This window comes from uncultured Bradyrhizobium sp. (assembly GCF_936943645.1).
Taxonomy (GTDB): domain Bacteria; phylum Pseudomonadota; class Alphaproteobacteria; order Rhizobiales; family Xanthobacteraceae; genus Bradyrhizobium.
The window spans coordinates 1-16,426 of the sequence record NZ_CAKZJO010000086.1; the positions used below are offsets into that span (position 1 = coordinate 1).

Sequence of the window (16,426 nt, forward strand, 5' to 3'; positions counted from 1 at the left end):
GTGTCCAGGCTCTCGCTGGTCTCCGTCAAAAACTCCCGCAACAGATCATCCATGAGCTACGCCTTACTGACCTGAACCTGGACTTCGACGTCCGAGCCAGTCTTTGACACGGACGGAAGTCCCTCCCCTGGATCGTTAGACAACCCCTTTCACAGTCCCGTTAATTTCATCCTCCGTGCTAATACGGATATTGAAGAGAAGTTTGCGGTTTGACGACACGCAGCAACGCTTTTCGGCAAGACCGGCTCTGCGCCTCGGCGGCGGGGAGGCGTGAGGTGAACGGGCCGATAACAACGGGGTGAGACGCGCGGGAAAGGCTTGCTCGTGAAGGACGATAGAGGTGGCCTGCGGGGCATTGAACCGAGCCGCCCGCAACCGGAGCCGCACGCGCGTTCCTCGTCTCACATTGTCGCTGCGACCTTCAGGGTCTGCGCATTCGGTAAACGAACAGTTACCCCGTCGCCAGGGCGGCGCGCGCCACGCTAACCCAATCGTGCGGCCGAGCTCATGTCGCCATCGGGACGATGCTCCGCCAGGCAATCGTTGATGGCGGCGAGCAGCGCGTGCGGCGTGAACGGCTTGCGCAGGCAGCGCGCAGCACCGAGCTCCAGCGCCATCCGCAGGAAATCGGGCGCAGGCGAGTTCAAATTTGCAAAGGCGTAGCCGGACATCGCAATCAACGGAATGACGGGCGCGCGCTCGTGGAAGATCCGGATCGATTCGAACCCGCGCATGTGCGGCATGAAGATATCGATGACCATCAGATCGAATTGCCCCGTTTCGAGAGCGCGCAATCCGGCTTCACCTCCTTCGGCAATCGTCACTCGAAAATTGTTGCGCTGAAGATAGACCTCGATGGCCATGCACACCATCGGGTCGTCGTCGACAACGAGAATATGGCGTAGACTTTCGGTCCCCGTAAGAGCTTCCCGTTTCGGCGATTCAATAATTGAACCGTGGGGCACGCCGTTCTCCTTTGCTTTCAATCAAGAGAGGGATGGTCGCAAACATCATTGGCGGGACGAGAAAAACGAAGACGACGGAAACGAGATCCGCGGTCATCGAGCGCCAGGTTTCAGAGCAATAATGGATAGCTGTAAGCACTCGCCCAACGGACGAGGCGGCGCGGGTCGACCGGCGTCCGATGGCAGCGCGGATGCAATGCTTCCGGCTCATGAAGGCCCCCTTACCGCTTTTTCCTGCATGCCCTTGCAGGACACGCGCCGCTCAAAAGCGAATCAACGCGCCGTTCTTATTTCCGCCGCAAATGAGACAGCCTGTCTGCCCTCTAACGGGTATATGGACGACACTACAACCTTTACAATAAACTTTGTTCGCCGTGCAACTGAACGACGAACGGGCCCCGCGCCGATTGTCCCATCGAACCCGCCGGATTGACCTGCATGACCGCGAGCGCCCGCCCGCCCAATCAACTGCTGCAATTGCTCGATGCTGCGGATTTCGATCTGCTGCGCCCGCATCTCGCGACGGTCGAAATGGTCAGGAAGTCTGTCTTGGGCGAGGCGGGTGCCGCGCTGAGATATGTCCACTTCCCGCATGGCGGATCGGTTTCGATCACGGTGGGCCTGTCCGAAGGACAGATGATCGAGGTTGCGATGTTGGGCCGCGACAGCGCCGTAGGCAGCGGCGCGGCGCTGGCCGACGGCATCGCGCCCTCGGACGTGGTCGTGCTATTCCCCGGCGCCGCGTCCGTGCTTGAGATTTCGGCTTTCCGTGCCGTCGCTGCCGCAAGCACGCCGTTTCGAAAGCTGATGATCCGCCATGAGCAGATCTTGCTGGCGCATGCGCAGCAGTCGCTGCTCTGCAATACGATCCATCCGGTGGAGGCGCGGCTCGCGCGTTGGCTCTTGCGCGCCCGCGATCTCTCCGACAGTGGAATCCTGCCGCTGACTCAGGAGGCACTGGCGCAGATGATCGGGGTCCGGCGCAACGCCATCTCGCTGGTTGCGCATGAACTTCAGCGCACCGGCATCATCCACTACAGCCGGGGCCACATCGAAATCCTCGATCTGCGGGCGCTGCAAACGACGGCTTGCGCGTGCTATGCCGCGGTGAAAGCCTACCATCTCCGCCTGGTCGGAACGGCACCGTGACGACAGAGCGAGGCCGTCGACTGTGTGCCGGCGTGAATGCAGCATTCCCAGGAACGGTCGCAGGGAGGACATCTTGTCCCAATTGCCAATATATCCCGACGTGAACATGATGGAACCTGACCTGCGCCGGGCGTGATTTCGCCCATCGCGATCTGATCGTGCAGGACATGGGAGGCAGCTTTGGAAACGATGGTGCGCTCAGCCAACGGCTTCCTGTCCGCACTGCCGGCAGACGACTATGAATTGCTCCGCCCGCACCTGCGAACAGTCGATCTGCCCCATGACGCCGTGCTGGTCGAGACCGGCGAGACGCTGAAGCGCGCTTATTTTCCCCACCGCGGCGTCATCTCGCTGGTGGTGAAGCTCGCCAAGGGTGAACATGTGCAGGTCGCCATGATCGGCCGCGACAGCCTGCTCGGGACGCTCTCGACCATGGGCGATGCGTGCGCGCTGAATACCGCCATCGTGCTGGTTCCGGGCCTTGCATCGGTGATGGATCTCGACCGGCTGCGGATCGCCGCCGACCAGAGCAGCACGCTGCGCACCTCGCTGACGCGCCATGGGCTGGCGGTCTACGCCCAGGTCCAGCAGACCGCGGGCTGCAACGCCGCCCATCCGGTCGAGGCGCGGCTGTCGCGCTGCCTGTTGCACACGCACGACCTGTCCGGCGACTACCGGTTGCTGCTGACCCAGGAGGCCATGGCGCAGATGATCGGGGCGCGGCGCAACAGCGTGTCGCTGGTCGCCAATACCTTGCAGCAGGCCAATTTCATCCATTACAGCCGCGGGCACATCCAGATCGTCAACCTCGACGGCCTGCGCCAGACGGCATGCGAATGCTACGCGACCGTGAAGGCGCAGTACGACCGTCTGCTCGGCGCGCGCTGACCGCCGCGGCTCCATGGTAAATCGCCGGCTAACGCCAGTCTGCAAACACCTCACGTCCCGCTACCGGAACTGAAATTCGAATGCCGTAGACACGGAACATGGTGTCGCGCCGGAACGTGCCGCGCGACAGATGACCCGCGATCAAGGCAGCAAGACCATGTTTGACGTCACCCTCGCCCCGGCGCCAAAGGCGCTCGATGCCGAGCCCGCACGCGAGCCGCGCGCCTATGAAGCGCTGGTGCGCGAGATCGGTGAGGACGGGGCCGGTGAAGTGCGCGAGGTGTTCTGGAGCGAGACCTGCGCGCGCCTGGAGCTGTTCCGCACGCTCTCGCTCGCACAGCACGCCGGCAAGATCGCACGCGAAGCGCATTCGCTGAAGAGCGCGGCCGGGACGTTCGGCTATGCCAGGCTCGCGGTGCTGGCGCTGACGCTGGAGAAAACCGCGGAGAGGCTCGACGACGTCGAATTCCGCGATCTCCTGGATCGCATGGATGCGGCTTATGCCGCCGCGCGTGCGCAGGAGCCGCAGGTCTGAAGCGTGATGCATTTGAGACGAAACGTCATCACGGTTCGGATACCCTTTCAGGCATAGTGTTTTTCTAGAGATCGCCGCGCAAGTCGCACCGGCCCGGGCCGCGCGAAACCCGCCGTACTTCTACGGCTTGGGATTTTTAGAGATGGCTAATCATAGGTGGTGATAGTCGCGGGAAACCAGGAGGGTTTTCCATGTTCACCTACGAGACCGCGGACCAGAAAGAGGTTCGCCGCTTCCGCATCGCACAGTTCAACGGCCGGATGGCGACGGTGAAGGCGGGAGAATCGACGGTGACCGGCTTTGTGCGTTCGGTGCTGGAGCAGGAATCGACCATGCCGCCGCGCTGGACCATCACGATCATCCCGAATGGGCCGAAGGAAGAGATCAAGCCGCTGCGTCCCGCCTCGCGCGCGCGTCCCTTCGCCGAAGATTATTTCTGAGCACGATCGGTTTTCGGCAAGCCCGCGCCGCTACCTGCGGCGCCAAGTCCTCAATCGATTGAATGCAGCAGTGCCGCACGGACGAGGTCCGCGGTGTTGCGCGCACCGAGCTTGCGCATCGCCTCGGCACGATGGCTCTCGAAGGTGCGCGGACTGATCTGCATCCGAAGCGCGCCCTGCTTGTTCGAGTAGCCTTCGCTGATCAGTCTCAGCACCTCGCGCTCGCGCTTGGTCAGGCGCTTCTGGCCGGACAGGCCGATGAGTTCGGCGCTCGGCACGCGTTGGGCTTGCTGTGCGCGGGCGGCCTTTGCATCCGCATCCTCGGTGCCGGCGGGAATCGCAAGGCCGGCCTTGTGAGGACCTGCAAGCTGCTTGACCAGACCGCAGACGCGCTCGGTTTGGGCCAGCGCGTTCTCCACCACCCGCTGCAGATAGGCACGATCGCCGGTCACGGGCGCGAGCTGATCGCTGTGATGCTTGATCTCGCCCATGTAGAGCAGCAGCGCAGTCAGGGGGCCGTTGAGCTCACGGGCGATGGCAGCGGCCATTTCGTCGGCGGCCTTGGCCCGGGCGGCGCTCAGGCGGACGAAATCGAGCTCTTCAGTTGGAGCGGCGCTGCTTTCGTACCATTCCGACGGCCGCGAATCGGTGGCCGTATCATTCTGTGACCCCATGTCACTCATTTAGCGGAACCGGGGGCGATCTGTGGTTAACTTTTTGCTCCGTAAGACTACGGTGATTTTGACGGTTTTGCGCTAAAATGGCGACGTCGGCACAATTTGTGCTTGCGCCGGCCGGCAGGCGACCACGCAAGGGTTGAGTTTTTCGCTGGAGTCCTGGGCAAACGGGCCGAAAACTCCTTAACAGCCGCCTTCGCCCGACCTCGCCCCCCGGTTTTTACGGAATAATTAACGGCGACTTGCTTCTCTTAGGGAGGTTGAGAGCGCGCAAATGCCTCTACGCATTGGGCCCGCACGCCCGCGGGAAACGCTGCGAAAGATTGCGTGCCATGGATGAGATCGATCGGCTGTCGGAATTCTTGCAGAGGCTGACGCCGCTGTCGCGCAGCTGTCTGCTCAGCGAACTGGAGCGGCTCGAGCTGTGCGGCATCGACATGCCCGGTTCGGCCGACATTCAGTCGCGCCTGCGCGCCGAGTTTCGCAAGGACGGATCGACCCAGGCGCGCGCCACGAGCCCTTCGCGTTACTTCTTCGCGCCGCTCGAGCTGCTCCTGATCGACGGCGCGCCCGAGCACGCCAACATGGGGCGGATCTCGCGCAACACCCTCACTCCGATCTGGGAGTGGATCTGCCGCGATCTGCTGCCGACCATGGCACGCGACTACATCAAGGCGATCAACGACCAGGTCGCCGCCAACAACCCGAAGGAAGTTTTGAAGATCGCGTCGACCTTCCAGACCAAGGTCATCAAGGTCCTCGAGAACACCCTGGCATCGACGGAGAGCGCCGAGTTCGCGCGCGGCAAGCTCGCCCAATACACCGCCTCGCGCAGCGCCTTCGACGACGTCAGGAAGATGCAGCTGGTGCTGCGTGCCGGCAACGCGCTGCCGAAGTTCAACGAAAAGCTGCCCGAGAAGATCGCCAAGTTCGACGACGGCCAGGTGGCCCAGATCACCGCACAGCTCGACGCCTTCAAGAAGGCGCAGCCCGAAGCCCTGCCGTTCGCGCTGGCGCTGGTGGCGAGGCGCCTCACCACGCCCTGGCAATTGGCGCGTCTTGCCACCAAGGCCGCCGCGAGCAAGAGCGTTGCCGATGTCGCCGCAACGTCCTATGCCTGCGTCATTCCCATGGTGCTGGACCGGCTCGACGACAAGCGGCTCGCGCTTCGTGTCGCGCTCCGGCACAACCGGGTGCTGGTCGCCCGCGACCTGCTCACCGAGATCTACGACACCGAATATGCGCTCAAGGTGCGCATCGACGGCATCGAGAGTCACGAATGGGGCGTCCGCCTTCAACAATTGATGGACGCGATCGCAGCGCTGGTCTCCGCCGAGGTGAGCCGCTTCCCGTCCAATGTCGGCCACATTCTCGGATCGCGCCGGCTGCGCAGCCACGACACGATCGGCGGTAAGCTGACCTATCTGGCCTGGAAGGGGCGCGATGCGATGCAGGACGGCGCGGCCGCGTTTCGCAAATTGATCGGGCAGACCTGATATCGCGCGGCAGTCTATTGTTCGAGCATGATCTGTTCGGAACACCGCGGTACACTTTTCCGGATCATGCTCTAATGCGCGCGCGGCAGGCACAGGAAGCGATCGAGAAATCGCCCTGACATCACGACCCTGAACCACCAGTACATCAACCGCCGCGTCGTCATTGTCGTAATCCTCGACAGCCCACCACCGGCTGTGCGGAGCAATAGCGCAGCTGCAGCAACACGCGTGTGATGCGTTTCACATTCGCGGCGGCAGGCCCGGACGCGTTGTCGCAGAACCTTGGCGCGCGCGAGCCAAACATGCGCGCACAGCGCGAAGGCGAATCCGCCACTGACGGCGCGATCCCTTTTCACCGTCTTCGTCGCGCACGAGCGGTCGCGCGCTCCGCGAAGGCACTCACGATTAATCGTTCGATGCTCTCGCCGGTGCTTCGAAAGGGCACACCACGTCATCGCTTGCCTTCATCCGCCAGCGAGCAAAAAACCGCTGCAATGTCGCGTGAGAGGAAATTTCGCATGCGCCGGCAATCGTTGCGCGCGTGGTGCTCGGGTATGCAAATTCTTTTCGAAGATTCTGTCGAAAGATTAGCTCGAGTTGCAGGGTTTAACGTTACTCAAATAATTCAAGAACGATGTGAAGCTCTCCTTATTTGAACCCACGCTCGGCGTTTAAGAAACCGTCACGGAACGGGAGTGGTGTTGATGAACGATGGGATGGTTGAACTCGTCGGACGAAGGCCTGTGACCTTCGGACGACGAAAGGTAACGCCGCGCGCCTGCGTGGCCGACAGCAAGCGTCATCTGCGCGCCTTCCTCAGCGAGGTGCTGGAGGATCTCGGCTTCGTCACCAGCGAATGCGCCAGTGCGGACGAGCTGAAAACCGTGCTCGCCACCGAATTGCCGGACCTGATCCTGCTCGGCGTCGCCGCCGACGGTATCGAGCCCGGACGATTTCTCGAAATACTGGTGCGCGAGGCATTTGCCGGCAAGGTTCTCGCCGTCGGCGCCCGCGAGTCGATCATCGTCAGGGCCGTGCGCCAGGTCGGTGAGGAATACGGCCTTGCCATGCTGCCGCCGCTCACCACGCCCTTCGCCGCGGAAACGCTGCGCGACCGGGTCGCCATGCTGCTGCCGGAGGAGCCGGCGCCGAGCCCGGCCGTGCATGTCGGCGAGGCCCTGCATGCCGGCTGGCTCGAGCTCTGGTACCAGCCCAAGATCGACGCGCGCACGCTGGTCCGCAGCGGCGCCGAGGCGCTGGTGCGGATGCGGCATCCGACCTGGGGCGTGGTGCCGCCGGCTTACTTCATTCCCGAGGAGCACGATCCGCATCTGCGCGACCTCTCCGAATTCGTGATCGAGCGCGCCATGCGCGACTGGCATTTTCTGCTGGAGCAGCAGACCCCGGTCAATCTCTCGATCAACCTGCCCGCGTCCTATCTGAAGGAGCCGCAGGCGGTGCGCGATCTCTGCCGCCGCGTGCCGACGCATCCGGCCTTCGGCGGGCTGACGGTCGAGATCGACAGCGAGGAGGCGATCCGCGACCTCGATCTGCTGACCGAGGTCGCGCGCGAGGTCGGCCTTCACAATATCGGCCTGTCGATCGACAATCTCGGGGCCAACTGGCCGTCGCTGATGGAGCTCGACAGGATTCCCTTCGTGAAGCTGAAGGCCGACCGGCAATTCGTCACCGGCAGCGGCAATGACCGGTTGAAGCGCACGGTGTGCCGTCACATCGTCGAGCTTGCGCAGAGTTATGGCGCACGTTCGGTGGCGCAGGGAGTCGAGAGCCGCGCCGACCTCGTCGCTGCCAACGAGCTCGGCTTCGACCTCGTGCAGGGCTTCCTGTTCGGCAAGCCGATGCCGCTGAAGAAGTTTGCGAGGAGCGCGCTGACGAAGACGGTGATGGAGTGAGCGTGAGGCGCAGGCCTCACGCGTACCGCCGCGCGAAAAACACGCAGGCGACCACGAGCATGGTCGCGACGATCATGCTCCAGGCGACGGGCTCGTGCAGCAGAAGGCTAGCGAGCGTCAGGCCGAAGAACGGTTGCAGCTGTTGCAATTGCCCGACGCGCGCGATGCCGCCGATCGCAAGGCCGCGGTACCAGAAGATGAAGCCGACGAACATGCTGAAGATCGAGACGTAGGCGAGCCCGATCCAGGCGGGCACGCTGACGCCGCTCCAGGATGGCGGCCAGGTGAGAATTGCGAGCGGCACCATCAGCGGCAGTGCGAGCAGGAGCGCCCAGGAGATCACCTGCCAGCCGCCGAGCCGGCGCGACAGCGCGGCCCCTTCGGCATAGCCGAGGCCGCACAGCACGATCGCAGCCACCATCAGGAGATCGCCGGTGAGCGACGTCGAACCGGCGCCGGACAGGGCGAAGCCGGCCACCGTAGCGCTGCCGAGACAAGCGAACAGCCAGAACAGCGGCTGCGGCCGCTCGCCGCCGCGCAGCACGGCGAAGATCGCCGTCGACAGGGGCAGCAGGCCGATGAAGACGATCGAATGCGCGGAGGTGATGTGCTGAAGCGCGAGCGCGGTCAGCAGGGGAAAGCCGACCACGACGCCGATCGACACGATCGCGAGCGAGGCCAGATCCCCGCGCTGCGGCCGCGCCTGCCGGAGCAGGAAGAGCACGGCAAGGCCGATCAGCGCCGCGATGACCGCGCGCGCCGAGGTCAGGAACAGCGCGGAGAAGCCGCCGACCGCAACGCGCGTCGCCGGCAGGGAGCCGCTGAAGATGATGACGCCGAGAAGTCCGTTACCCCAGCCGCCGCTCGCAGATTGCATGTCCGTCTCATTTTCTTTTCGAGCACCGACACTCGCCCTTCCGGGATGGCGAGGCCAGCGACAATCCAATACAATCTGGCCGAACTGTATGGGTATGGAAGGACGTACACTTTGCCGGACGAGGCGCAAACCGGAGGTCGCGGCGGCACGCGGACCGTCGAGGTGATGAGCGCGATCCGCGCCAAGGTTGCCGGCCGTGCGCTCGGCGCCGGCGACCGCCTGCCCTCGATCCGCAGCCTCGCCTCAGCGATGGACGTCTCGCCCTCCACGGTGGTGGAGGCCTATGATCGCCTGGCCGCCGAAGGCCTGATCCGCGCCCGCCGCGGCTCGGGCTTCTACGTCTCGCAGACGATCCTGCCGCCGCTTGCGCTTGCCGAAGCCGAGCCGCGGCGCGACCGCGAAGTCGACCCGTTCTGGGTCTCCCGGCAATCGCTCGATGCCGACGACGCCGTGCCGAAGCCCGGCTGCGGCTGGCTGCCGGCGAGCTGGATGCCGGAGGCGGGCTTGCGCCGCGCCATCCGTGCGCTGGCGCGGACGGACGCGGATCTGTTGACCGACTATGGCAGCACGCGCGGCGCTGTTTCGCTGCGCCGGCTGCTGCTCGCGCGCCTCGCTGAGGATTCGATTCACGCTTCCGTCGATCAGCTCATGCTGACGGGCTCGGGCACGCAGGCCACCGATCTGATTTGCCGCTTCCTGCTCCGGCCCGGCGACACGGTGCTGGTCGACGACCCCTGCTACTTCAATTTCCGCGCGCTGCTGCGGGCGCATCAGGCCAGGATCGTCAGCGTGCCCCATACGCAATCGGGCCCCGACGTCGCGCGTTTCGAGCAGATTCTCGGCGCCGAGCGTCCCAGGCTCTACATCACCAATTCGGCCCTGCACAATCCGACCGGCGCGACGATGTCGCTTGCGACCGCGCACCGGCTGCTGACGGCGGCCGCCGCGCACGACCTCACCATCATCGAGGACGACATCTTCGGCGACTTCGAGCCGGAGCGCTCGCCGCGGCTTGCCGCGCTGGACGGGCTCAATCGCGTGATCCGCATCGGCAGCTTCTCCAAGACGCTGTCGGCCTCGGTCCGCTCGGGCTACATCGCCGCGCGCGCCGACTGGATCGAGCATCTCGTCGACCTCCAGGTCGCCACCAGCTTCGGCGGCCCCAGCCCGGTCGCGACGGAGATCATCGCCAAGGTGCTGGCCGGCGGCGGCTATCGCAAGCACATGGACGAGCTCCGGCAAAAACTGACACGGGCGCGCCGCGACATCGCGCGGAAACTCGGGGCGATCGGCGTCGAGCCCTGGCTGATGCCGCGCGGCGGCTTCTTCCTGTGGTGCCGCCTCACGGACGGTCAGGACGCGACCCAGGTCGCGCGTGCCGCGCTCGAGGAGGATGTCGTGCTGGCGCCCGGCAACGTCTTCAGCGTGGCGCAGACGTCCCGGCACTTCATGCGCTTCAACGTGGCGCAGATGAACGACCCTCGGACGTGGGAGGTGCTGCGGCGGGCGCTGAAGGCGGCGCCGACATAGCCAGCGCGGCGGTTCCCGGCAGGGAGAGAGAAATCGGTTGCCGTACGGCGTCGCTGGATTAAGCTGCGAAGCTGTATTTTATCGCCTGTCGATCCAATCATATTCAACCGAACGACGTCATGCGCTCCTTCATTCTCGCGGCAATTGCCGCACTCGGGCTATTCCACTTTCCGGCTCAGGCCGAGACCTTGCAGAAGAAGTTCGGACCCAGTTGGAACTGCAGTTACATCTCGGTGGAACTGCAGGGCCTGTATAACAAATGCATGGAGTGCGACGCTCACAAGCAGCACGTCGTTCGAACCGGCTATGATTCCGGAGAATGCATCGACAAGGCATCGTTGAGAGAGAATCTCACGACCCGGCCGGACTACGAAAGTCCCCAAGAGGAGCAAATGCGGCTCAACAGCGCGGCTGCCGCCGCTCGCGAGCTGCAGCAATTCCAGCACTGGCGCAATCAGCGCACGCCGCTGGAGTCGGACGTTTCGGGTGACGGCGGCGGGCGCGTGGCTCCCAGCCCCCCGAGGTCGAATGCCTTGCCGCGGGGGAATTCCGGCCCAACCCGGGAGTCCGGCGTCAGCGGCGCCCGCGAGCCGGCTGCATCAAGCTCGAACTCGGCTGGCGTCGGCGCAAGGACTCGCGAATCGGACGTCAGCGGCCCGACCCAGCGGCCCGCCCCGGCAGCTGTCGGCGGCGTGCACATAGGCGCCGTTCCGACCGGAAAGGAAGGCGACCTCAGCGAGCTCCGCCGCAAGGTTCTCAATTTGAAGAAGCCGGATACTTAACCGAAGAATTTCTCGAAGCGGGGACGTAGACCTCCATGATGCACAGAGTGCTTGTCAATCGGCGCGGCTTTCTGGCGTCGGGCGCGAGCGCGCTCGTCGCGCAACAGCCCCTGGCTGCGTTGGCGGCTGACAGCGCGTGCAAGGCTCCGCCCGCGACGGTGACCACGAACATGCGGGCTGAAGTCGCCGTTTCGCTGCGCGAAGCGTTGAGACAAGCCAAATCAGGCGGATCGAAGCGGCTTACGGGTCTGACCCGGATTGATACCGTCTGCCAGGATGACGACTACGATATCCTGCTCTGCGGCGTTGCCGAGAGAGGCCAGCCGGATCTTTACCTCGACGATCTCATCGTCGCGATCAGGTCGGCCAACAGGAAGTACGGGAATATCGAGCCGGGCATTTCGCTGGACCCGGACAGAAGCCAGACGCCCGGCCTCGACCAGATTGCCGGGCGCGACGCGGCCGCCAGGCAACAATATCTGCGCATGTGCTCGCAGCAGCCGCAAATGGTTCGCGTGGACTCGCTGCCCAGGCATTGCCGCGTCACGAAGGTGCTGGTCGAAGCCGACTATCGCATGAAGCAGGTTTCGCAGGGTACGCTGCAATTGCCGGTCGACCCGCCCCTGCCGGGGACGTTCGCGCGCCGGCTCAACCAGTCGCGGCAGATGCTCCGGGCCGGCACGTCAACGGGCGACTGGAGCAGCCGGCGCCGGTTCTGGTTCGAACCCGGCAAGTTCGAGTATGCGCACGATTACCAGATCGCGTCCCTGCAATCGGCCCAGGTGATCCTTAGCGACGCCGACGCCAATGCGGATGCAGGTGCCAAGAACGGGAACGAAGACCCCATCGCCAGGGAGTTCGCCTGCGACTGGACCGCGCGCATGGAGGAGACGTTTCGTGCCGAGCCGATCTGGCGCGACATGTACAACATCTACCGGCATTTCGCGATCGCACATATCCTGAAGGAGCAGGATCTTCTCACCTATCATATCACGCCGCTGATCGATGCCCATCAGATCGACCACGTCGAATTGCCGGATTCACTTCCAGGCCTGGGGCGTTGGGAAACCCTCGAAGAGACCAAGGGCAACCGTCGTATAACGCTGGTCTCGTCGGTCTGTGGCGGCGTTTCGCTGGGGCTGACGAAACGCGTGACGGCGACCCGCGTCGGTTCAGCAGGCAATTCGCCGTCGCAAATGACATTGCTGTCGCGGGCGGTCGCTCTCTCGCGGCCGGAAAAGACATCGGTGAGCTGGGCCGTTCCGGCGACGGCGCTTCAGGCCGCGGCAAAGTGGTTCGTGGATCGGGAAGAGAAGCGTCTTCAAGACGAGAGAGAGGCCGAGGAGCGGAAGCGCAAGGAGGCGGACGACACCAAGACGGGCGCGATGATCCTGGCCGGGTTCGTGGCGACCGCATCGTTCGTGGGGTGGCTGATGAATCGCCGGAACGCACGGCCCCCGCCGGCATTGGCGGCCACGGTTTCGGACCTCCCATCTGCCCCCCTCGTGAGGATACCCGACGAAGCCAAGACGCCGACAGCGTTTGCGGGCCTGCGCCGCAACGATCCCTGCCCGTGCAATTCAGGAAAGCGCTTCAAGCATTGCCACGGCGCGCATGAGACGGCGTCGGATTCCGACTGAGCGCAGGAACTAAGAGCAGGAACGACCTCCGGCTAATACAGCGGCTCCTCGTACACCTTCTCGCCGTCGAGCAGCAGCCGCTTGATGGCGGCGCGGCCCGAGGGCAGCACGGCGGCGACGATGCGCAGCTTCTGCTGGTTGCGGGCCTGCTCGAGCTTGCCGCCCTCGCCTTCGGGCACGAAATAGCTTTCGAGGCCGTATTTGATCGTCAGCCTGTCGCAGAAGGTGCGGATGTTGGTTCCGCAGGAATAGCTGACGCGGCCGCGGATCTGTACCTCGGGTGCGGTGACCGGCACCGGCCCGGCATGCACCGACACCGCGGCGTAAAGCCCGTCGGCATTGGGCGCGAGCTTGACGAACACGACGGGATTGCGCGCATCAGTCGACTTGCCGGCGAGATGACCTGCCGGCAGTTGCGAGATGTCGTAGCGCAGCACGACATAGTCGCCGCGCAGCAGATCGCGCGGATCGACCGGCTGCGTCTGCAGCGTCACCTCACGGCCTTCGCGCAGGATCTGCATGCGGTCGGCGACCATCAGCACCAGCAGCGCGCATTGCACGAGCACGGCGACGCCGAACAGCACGGCTTTCGGGGTACGGTGCCAGAGCGCGGCTAAGGACATGGCCAGCTGGTTCATCGCGCACTCCTCGGCAGCAAACGATTGAGCGCGGTGGCAAAGGCGACGGCGACGATGCCGGCCGCCGCAAGGAACGCCGAGCGGCCGAGCAGCGATCCCTTCACCGCCCAGGTGATGCCGGCGATGACGCCGGCGATCCCGAGCCAGCCGGCGATGATGCGCGGACGCACCTCGTCGAGCACGCCCGACACGACGAGGCAGAGCATGGCACAAAGCAGTGCCGCATAAGCCGGCCAGGGCTCGCCGGCCGTGGAGACCGGCCAGACCGGCGCGGCGAGCAGCACGAGCCCGATGGCGCAGGCGGCAAGGATTTCACCGGCGCGCCTGGTGAACGCAGCGGAGACGAAGGTGAGGATCACGCCCGCCGCCCCGCACAGGATCGACCACAGCGGCTGGCCGGACGCGATGCGGCTCCGGAACAGAAAGTTGTCGTCGACCGTCGTCACCTCCAGGGCAGCGGCGGCGGCCAGCGCAAACGCGCCGTAGATCGACAGAACGCTGCCGAGCCGGGCCGCCCGCGGCGAGGGCCAAGCTGCTATCGCCAGTCCGGCGCCGAACAGCAGGGCCGCACCGTTCGCGAGCACGAAGGACGGCGGGGCGCCGTCGAACTCGAACCGAAACGACGTCGCGATCCACCACGGCAGCACCGCGATCGCGACGAGATGGGCGGCGACACGGGAATTCCAGGCGAAGGCAAGGCCGGCGGCAATCAGCCAGACCACCAGATACGGAAGATGCAGAACGTCGGGCGTGTCGTAGATCCGCATGCAGGTCCAGATGCAGGCGGCGACGAGGCCGACCGCGAGCGCACCGCGCGACCCGGTCAGCATCGCTGCGGCGAATGCGCCGATCGACCACAGCAGCATGCCGCCGGCAAAATCCTCGCCGAGATGATACATCTGGCCGACCAGCGCGATGCCCGCGCCGAAGATGATCGCCCCGATGCTCGCGCAGAGATCGGCGAGGACGTTGCGGCCCGTCGTCGCGAACCATGCGCCAAGCGCGCCTGCGACGATCATGCCGGCGAGCAGGATCGCAAACCGCGCCAGCCGCGCGATCTCGGTCCAGTGCGCCGCCACGAAGGCGAGGAAAGCGGCTGCGATCAACAGGCCGCCGACAATGCCGACCACGACGGCGATATTGATGCCCGCCGGCAGCGGCGGCAGCGCATGACGGATGGCAGCAGCCGCCGCCGGCGCAATCACGCCATCGGCCTCCCATTGCGCAAGATCAGCTTCGAGGCGATCGCGGTAGGTCTTCTCGAACATCGTGGAGGGTTACCTCGGGCTCGGCGAATGGCGGGACGTTGCTGGGTCGGATCGTGGACGCCGCGGGTTCAAGCTGGCACCGCGCAGCGCGGGGTCTTCGGCCCCCGACACCAAAAAGTGCGAAAACAACCCCATGCACAGTAGACGGCCGCTGCAACATCAATGACTTGCGCGGTGAGGCGTCGGGCAGTTTTTGGGGCGCAAGCGATCCGGGCGATCGCAAGCTTTGGCCGGACGGCGATCCATCGATCTTTTCATATTCTGCAAAAGTGATGCTCGGACTGCGCCCATGGTTGGCAGGGATTCAAGACTGTAGCCTCCGGTCAAGATGGCCATCAACGGCCACACTGTACCGATGGGAGGACTGCATCCATGGCGTTTGCATCTGCGCGACTCCGGGAGCGAGCAGACCATGCGAGCGGTCCGCAACACGCCGCCGCGGGAGCCGGCGCGGGCCGCGGCCTGCGCGGGCGCCGAGGGGAGACCGTGACGCGCGCGCTTTCACGAGCGCTGATGTGTCTCGTGGCCGCGGCGAGTCCGGCATTTCATGCGGGCCCCGCGAGGGCGCAGACGGCCGCGGCTTCGGCTGCGGATACCGCGGCAGATGCGGCTGCGAACTCCTGGCCGAACCGCACGATCACCTGGGTGGTGCCGTTCGGCGCCGGCGGCGTCACCGACCTCGTCTCGCGCAAGATCGCCGAGCTGCTGCGGACGCGGCTCGGGCAGCCCGTGGTGGTGGAGAACCGGCCCGGCGCCGGCGGCACCATCGGGACGGAGTTCGTGGCGCGGGCGCAAGCGGACGGCTACACCGTGCTCTACGCGTCCGGCGGGCCGATGACGATCCAGCCGAATCTGGGACTGACGAAGCTCAACTACGACCCGCTGAAGAGCTATGTCCACGTTCGCGGCGTGAGCTCGTCGAACCAGGTCCTCGTCGCGACGGCGGCGGCGCCCTACAACACGCTGGCCGAGTTCGTCGCCTACGCGAAGGCGAGCCCGGGCAAGGTCAACTTCGGCTCCCCCGGCCCGGGCACCGCCCAGCATCTCGCCGGCGAGATGTTCCAGGCGGCCGCCGGCATCAAGCTGACCCACGTGCCCTACAAGTCGGGCTCGAACCAGATGACCGACATGATGTCGGGCATCCTGGACGTCTCCTTCGACTACCTCACCGTGCTCCGGCCGCTGATCGACACCGGCAAGGTCAAGGTGCTCGGCACCACTGGTGCTACGCGGATGGCCGCGCTGCCCGACGCGCCGACGGTGCTCGAGGCCGGCTACCCCGACGCCGTCAATGCCGGCTCGACCTGGGTCTCGCTTCCCGCCGGCACCGACCCGAAAATCGTGAGCAAGCTCTCCGAGGCGATGGCCGCCGTGCTCGCCGACCCCGGCATCGCCGCGGACCTCGCCGCCAACGGCCAGGTCTCGATCGCCGACAAGGGGCCGGCCGAGCTGGTGCCGTTCATCGTCGAGGAGACGGCGCGAAACAGGCGGGTGGTTGAGAGGGCGGGGATTGGGGAGCGGTAGCGGGGGGCGTTCGCACTCGATCCCGAAGCGATCCCGCTCGACGGATAGGCGGGATTCCGATCGAGCCTCTTGAAGATGACTTAGCTACGGCGTCGACGCCAGTT

General features: G+C 65.1%; 16 protein-coding genes. 11 read left to right on the forward strand and 5 right to left on the reverse strand.

Features of this window, described 5'->3' with window-relative positions; genetic code table 11:
• Positions 1-482: 482 nt before the first annotated feature.
• A complete protein-coding gene (locus Q0743_RS25360; RefSeq protein WP_298244339.1) occupies positions 483-965 on the reverse strand; it encodes a response regulator in 483 nt (160 codons plus the stop codon).
• 438 nt (positions 966-1,403) lie between these two features.
• Between Q0743_RS25360 and Q0743_RS25365 the strand changes: the two genes are divergently transcribed.
• The 4 genes from Q0743_RS25365 (at position 1,404) to Q0743_RS25380 (ending at position 3,977) form a co-directional block, all read left to right on the forward strand.
• On the forward strand, positions 1,404-2,114 hold the full coding sequence (locus Q0743_RS25365; protein ID WP_298244218.1) for a Crp/Fnr family transcriptional regulator: 711 nt from the start codon (positions 1,404-1,406) through the stop codon (positions 2,112-2,114).
• A gap of 189 nt (positions 2,115-2,303) precedes the next feature.
• Positions 2,304-3,002, forward strand: a complete 699-nt coding sequence (locus tag Q0743_RS25370; protein WP_298244219.1) for a Crp/Fnr family transcriptional regulator — start codon at positions 2,304-2,306, stop codon at positions 3,000-3,002.
• Positions 3,003-3,159: 157 nt separating this feature from the next.
• The gene (locus tag Q0743_RS25375) at positions 3,160-3,537 is read left to right on the forward strand and encodes an Hpt domain-containing protein (RefSeq protein WP_298244220.1); all 378 of its coding nucleotides are present in this window, start codon (positions 3,160-3,162) and stop codon (positions 3,535-3,537) included.
• Between the two features lie 191 nt (positions 3,538-3,728).
• A complete protein-coding gene (locus Q0743_RS25380; RefSeq protein WP_100179392.1) occupies positions 3,729-3,977 on the forward strand; it encodes a hypothetical protein in 249 nt (82 codons plus the stop codon).
• A 50-nt stretch (positions 3,978-4,027) separates the two neighbouring features.
• Here the strand turns inward: Q0743_RS25380 and Q0743_RS25385 are convergent, their stop codons facing one another.
• Entirely contained in the window at positions 4,028-4,651 is a 624-nt protein-coding gene (locus Q0743_RS25385; RefSeq protein ID WP_298244221.1) for a LuxR C-terminal-related transcriptional regulator, read from the reverse strand.
• A 335-nt stretch (positions 4,652-4,986) separates the two neighbouring features.
• On the opposite strand from Q0743_RS25385, the gene Q0743_RS25390 reads away from it, so the two are divergent.
• From Q0743_RS25390 to Q0743_RS25400, 3 genes are all read left to right on the forward strand, one after another.
• The gene (locus Q0743_RS25390; protein ID WP_298244222.1) at positions 4,987-6,150 is read left to right on the forward strand and encodes a hypothetical protein; all 1,164 of its coding nucleotides are present in this window, start codon (positions 4,987-4,989) and stop codon (positions 6,148-6,150) included.
• Between the two features lie 233 nt (positions 6,151-6,383).
• Complete coding sequence (locus tag Q0743_RS25395) at positions 6,384-6,806, forward strand: hypothetical protein (RefSeq protein ID WP_298244223.1); 423 nt, start codon at positions 6,384-6,386, stop codon at positions 6,804-6,806.
• Between the two features lie 48 nt (positions 6,807-6,854).
• A complete protein-coding gene (locus Q0743_RS25400) occupies positions 6,855-8,063 on the forward strand; it encodes an EAL domain-containing response regulator (RefSeq protein ID WP_298244224.1) in 1,209 nt (402 codons plus the stop codon).
• A gap of 16 nt (positions 8,064-8,079) precedes the next feature.
• Here Q0743_RS25400 and Q0743_RS25405 read toward each other — a convergent pair whose 3' ends face one another.
• The gene (locus tag Q0743_RS25405; protein ID WP_298244225.1) at positions 8,080-8,940 is read right to left on the reverse strand and encodes a DMT family transporter; all 861 of its coding nucleotides are present in this window, start codon (positions 8,938-8,940) and stop codon (positions 8,080-8,082) included.
• Positions 8,941-9,105: 165 nt separating this feature from the next.
• Between Q0743_RS25405 and Q0743_RS25410 the strand changes: the two genes are divergently transcribed.
• The 3 genes from Q0743_RS25410 (at position 9,106) to Q0743_RS25420 (ending at position 12,892) form a co-directional block, all read left to right on the forward strand.
• A complete protein-coding gene (locus Q0743_RS25410; protein WP_298244226.1) occupies positions 9,106-10,470 on the forward strand; it encodes a PLP-dependent aminotransferase family protein in 1,365 nt (454 codons plus the stop codon).
• Positions 10,471-10,589: 119 nt separating this feature from the next.
• The gene (locus Q0743_RS25415; RefSeq protein ID WP_298244227.1) at positions 10,590-11,252 is read left to right on the forward strand and encodes a hypothetical protein; all 663 of its coding nucleotides are present in this window, start codon (positions 10,590-10,592) and stop codon (positions 11,250-11,252) included.
• 35 nt (positions 11,253-11,287) lie between these two features.
• Complete coding sequence (locus Q0743_RS25420; protein WP_298244228.1) at positions 11,288-12,892, forward strand: SEC-C metal-binding domain-containing protein; 1,605 nt, start codon at positions 11,288-11,290, stop codon at positions 12,890-12,892.
• Positions 12,893-12,924: 32 nt separating this feature from the next.
• Here the strand turns inward: Q0743_RS25420 and Q0743_RS25425 are convergent, their stop codons facing one another.
• Positions 12,925-13,530 (reverse strand): GDYXXLXY domain-containing protein, encoded by a 606-nt coding sequence (locus Q0743_RS25425; protein WP_298244229.1) that lies wholly within the window; start codon positions 13,528-13,530, stop codon positions 12,925-12,927.
• Positions 13,527-14,798, reverse strand: a complete 1,272-nt coding sequence (locus Q0743_RS25430; RefSeq protein WP_298244230.1) for a DUF2157 domain-containing protein — start codon at positions 14,796-14,798, stop codon at positions 13,527-13,529. The genes Q0743_RS25425 and Q0743_RS25430 overlap by 4 nt, the downstream gene beginning before the upstream one ends.
• A 513-nt stretch (positions 14,799-15,311) precedes the next feature.
• Between Q0743_RS25430 and Q0743_RS25435 the strand changes: the two genes are divergently transcribed.
• Positions 15,312-16,322, forward strand: coding sequence for a tripartite tricarboxylate transporter substrate binding protein (locus tag Q0743_RS25435; RefSeq protein ID WP_298244231.1), 1,011 nt, complete (start codon positions 15,312-15,314; stop codon positions 16,320-16,322).
• Positions 16,323-16,426: the final 104 nt, after the last annotated feature.

What these genes read in the sequence shown, in the direction of transcription:
- Q0743_RS25365 (WP_298244218.1), top strand. Translation starts at nt 1,404, where the DNA reads ATGACCGCGAGCGCCCGCCCGCCCAATCAACTGCTGCAATTGCTCGAT.
- Q0743_RS25370 (WP_298244219.1), top strand. Translation starts at nt 2,304, where the DNA reads ATGGTGCGCTCAGCCAACGGCTTCCTGTCCGCACTGCCGGCAGACGAC.
- Q0743_RS25375 (WP_298244220.1), top strand. Translation starts at nt 3,160, where the DNA reads ATGTTTGACGTCACCCTCGCCCCGGCGCCAAAGGCGCTCGATGCCGAG.
- Q0743_RS25380 (WP_100179392.1), top strand. Translation starts at nt 3,729, where the DNA reads ATGTTCACCTACGAGACCGCGGACCAGAAAGAGGTTCGCCGCTTCCGC.
- Q0743_RS25385 (WP_298244221.1), bottom strand. Translation starts at nt 4,651, where the DNA reads ATGGGGTCACAGAATGATACGGCCACCGATTCGCGGCCGTCGGAATGG.
- Q0743_RS25390 (WP_298244222.1), top strand. Translation starts at nt 4,987, where the DNA reads ATGGATGAGATCGATCGGCTGTCGGAATTCTTGCAGAGGCTGACGCCG.
- Q0743_RS25395 (WP_298244223.1), top strand. Translation starts at nt 6,384, where the DNA reads ATGCGTTTCACATTCGCGGCGGCAGGCCCGGACGCGTTGTCGCAGAAC.
- Q0743_RS25400 (WP_298244224.1), top strand. Translation starts at nt 6,855, where the DNA reads ATGAACGATGGGATGGTTGAACTCGTCGGACGAAGGCCTGTGACCTTC.
- Q0743_RS25405 (WP_298244225.1), bottom strand. Translation starts at nt 8,940, where the DNA reads ATGCAATCTGCGAGCGGCGGCTGGGGTAACGGACTTCTCGGCGTCATC.
- Q0743_RS25410 (WP_298244226.1), top strand. Translation starts at nt 9,106, where the DNA reads ATGAGCGCGATCCGCGCCAAGGTTGCCGGCCGTGCGCTCGGCGCCGGC.
- Q0743_RS25415 (WP_298244227.1), top strand. Translation starts at nt 10,590, where the DNA reads ATGCGCTCCTTCATTCTCGCGGCAATTGCCGCACTCGGGCTATTCCAC.
- Q0743_RS25420 (WP_298244228.1), top strand. Translation starts at nt 11,288, where the DNA reads ATGATGCACAGAGTGCTTGTCAATCGGCGCGGCTTTCTGGCGTCGGGC.
- Q0743_RS25425 (WP_298244229.1), bottom strand. Translation starts at nt 13,530, where the DNA reads ATGAACCAGCTGGCCATGTCCTTAGCCGCGCTCTGGCACCGTACCCCG.
- Q0743_RS25430 (WP_298244230.1), bottom strand. Translation starts at nt 14,798, where the DNA reads ATGTTCGAGAAGACCTACCGCGATCGCCTCGAAGCTGATCTTGCGCAA.
- Q0743_RS25435 (WP_298244231.1), top strand. Translation starts at nt 15,312, where the DNA reads ATGTGTCTCGTGGCCGCGGCGAGTCCGGCATTTCATGCGGGCCCCGCG.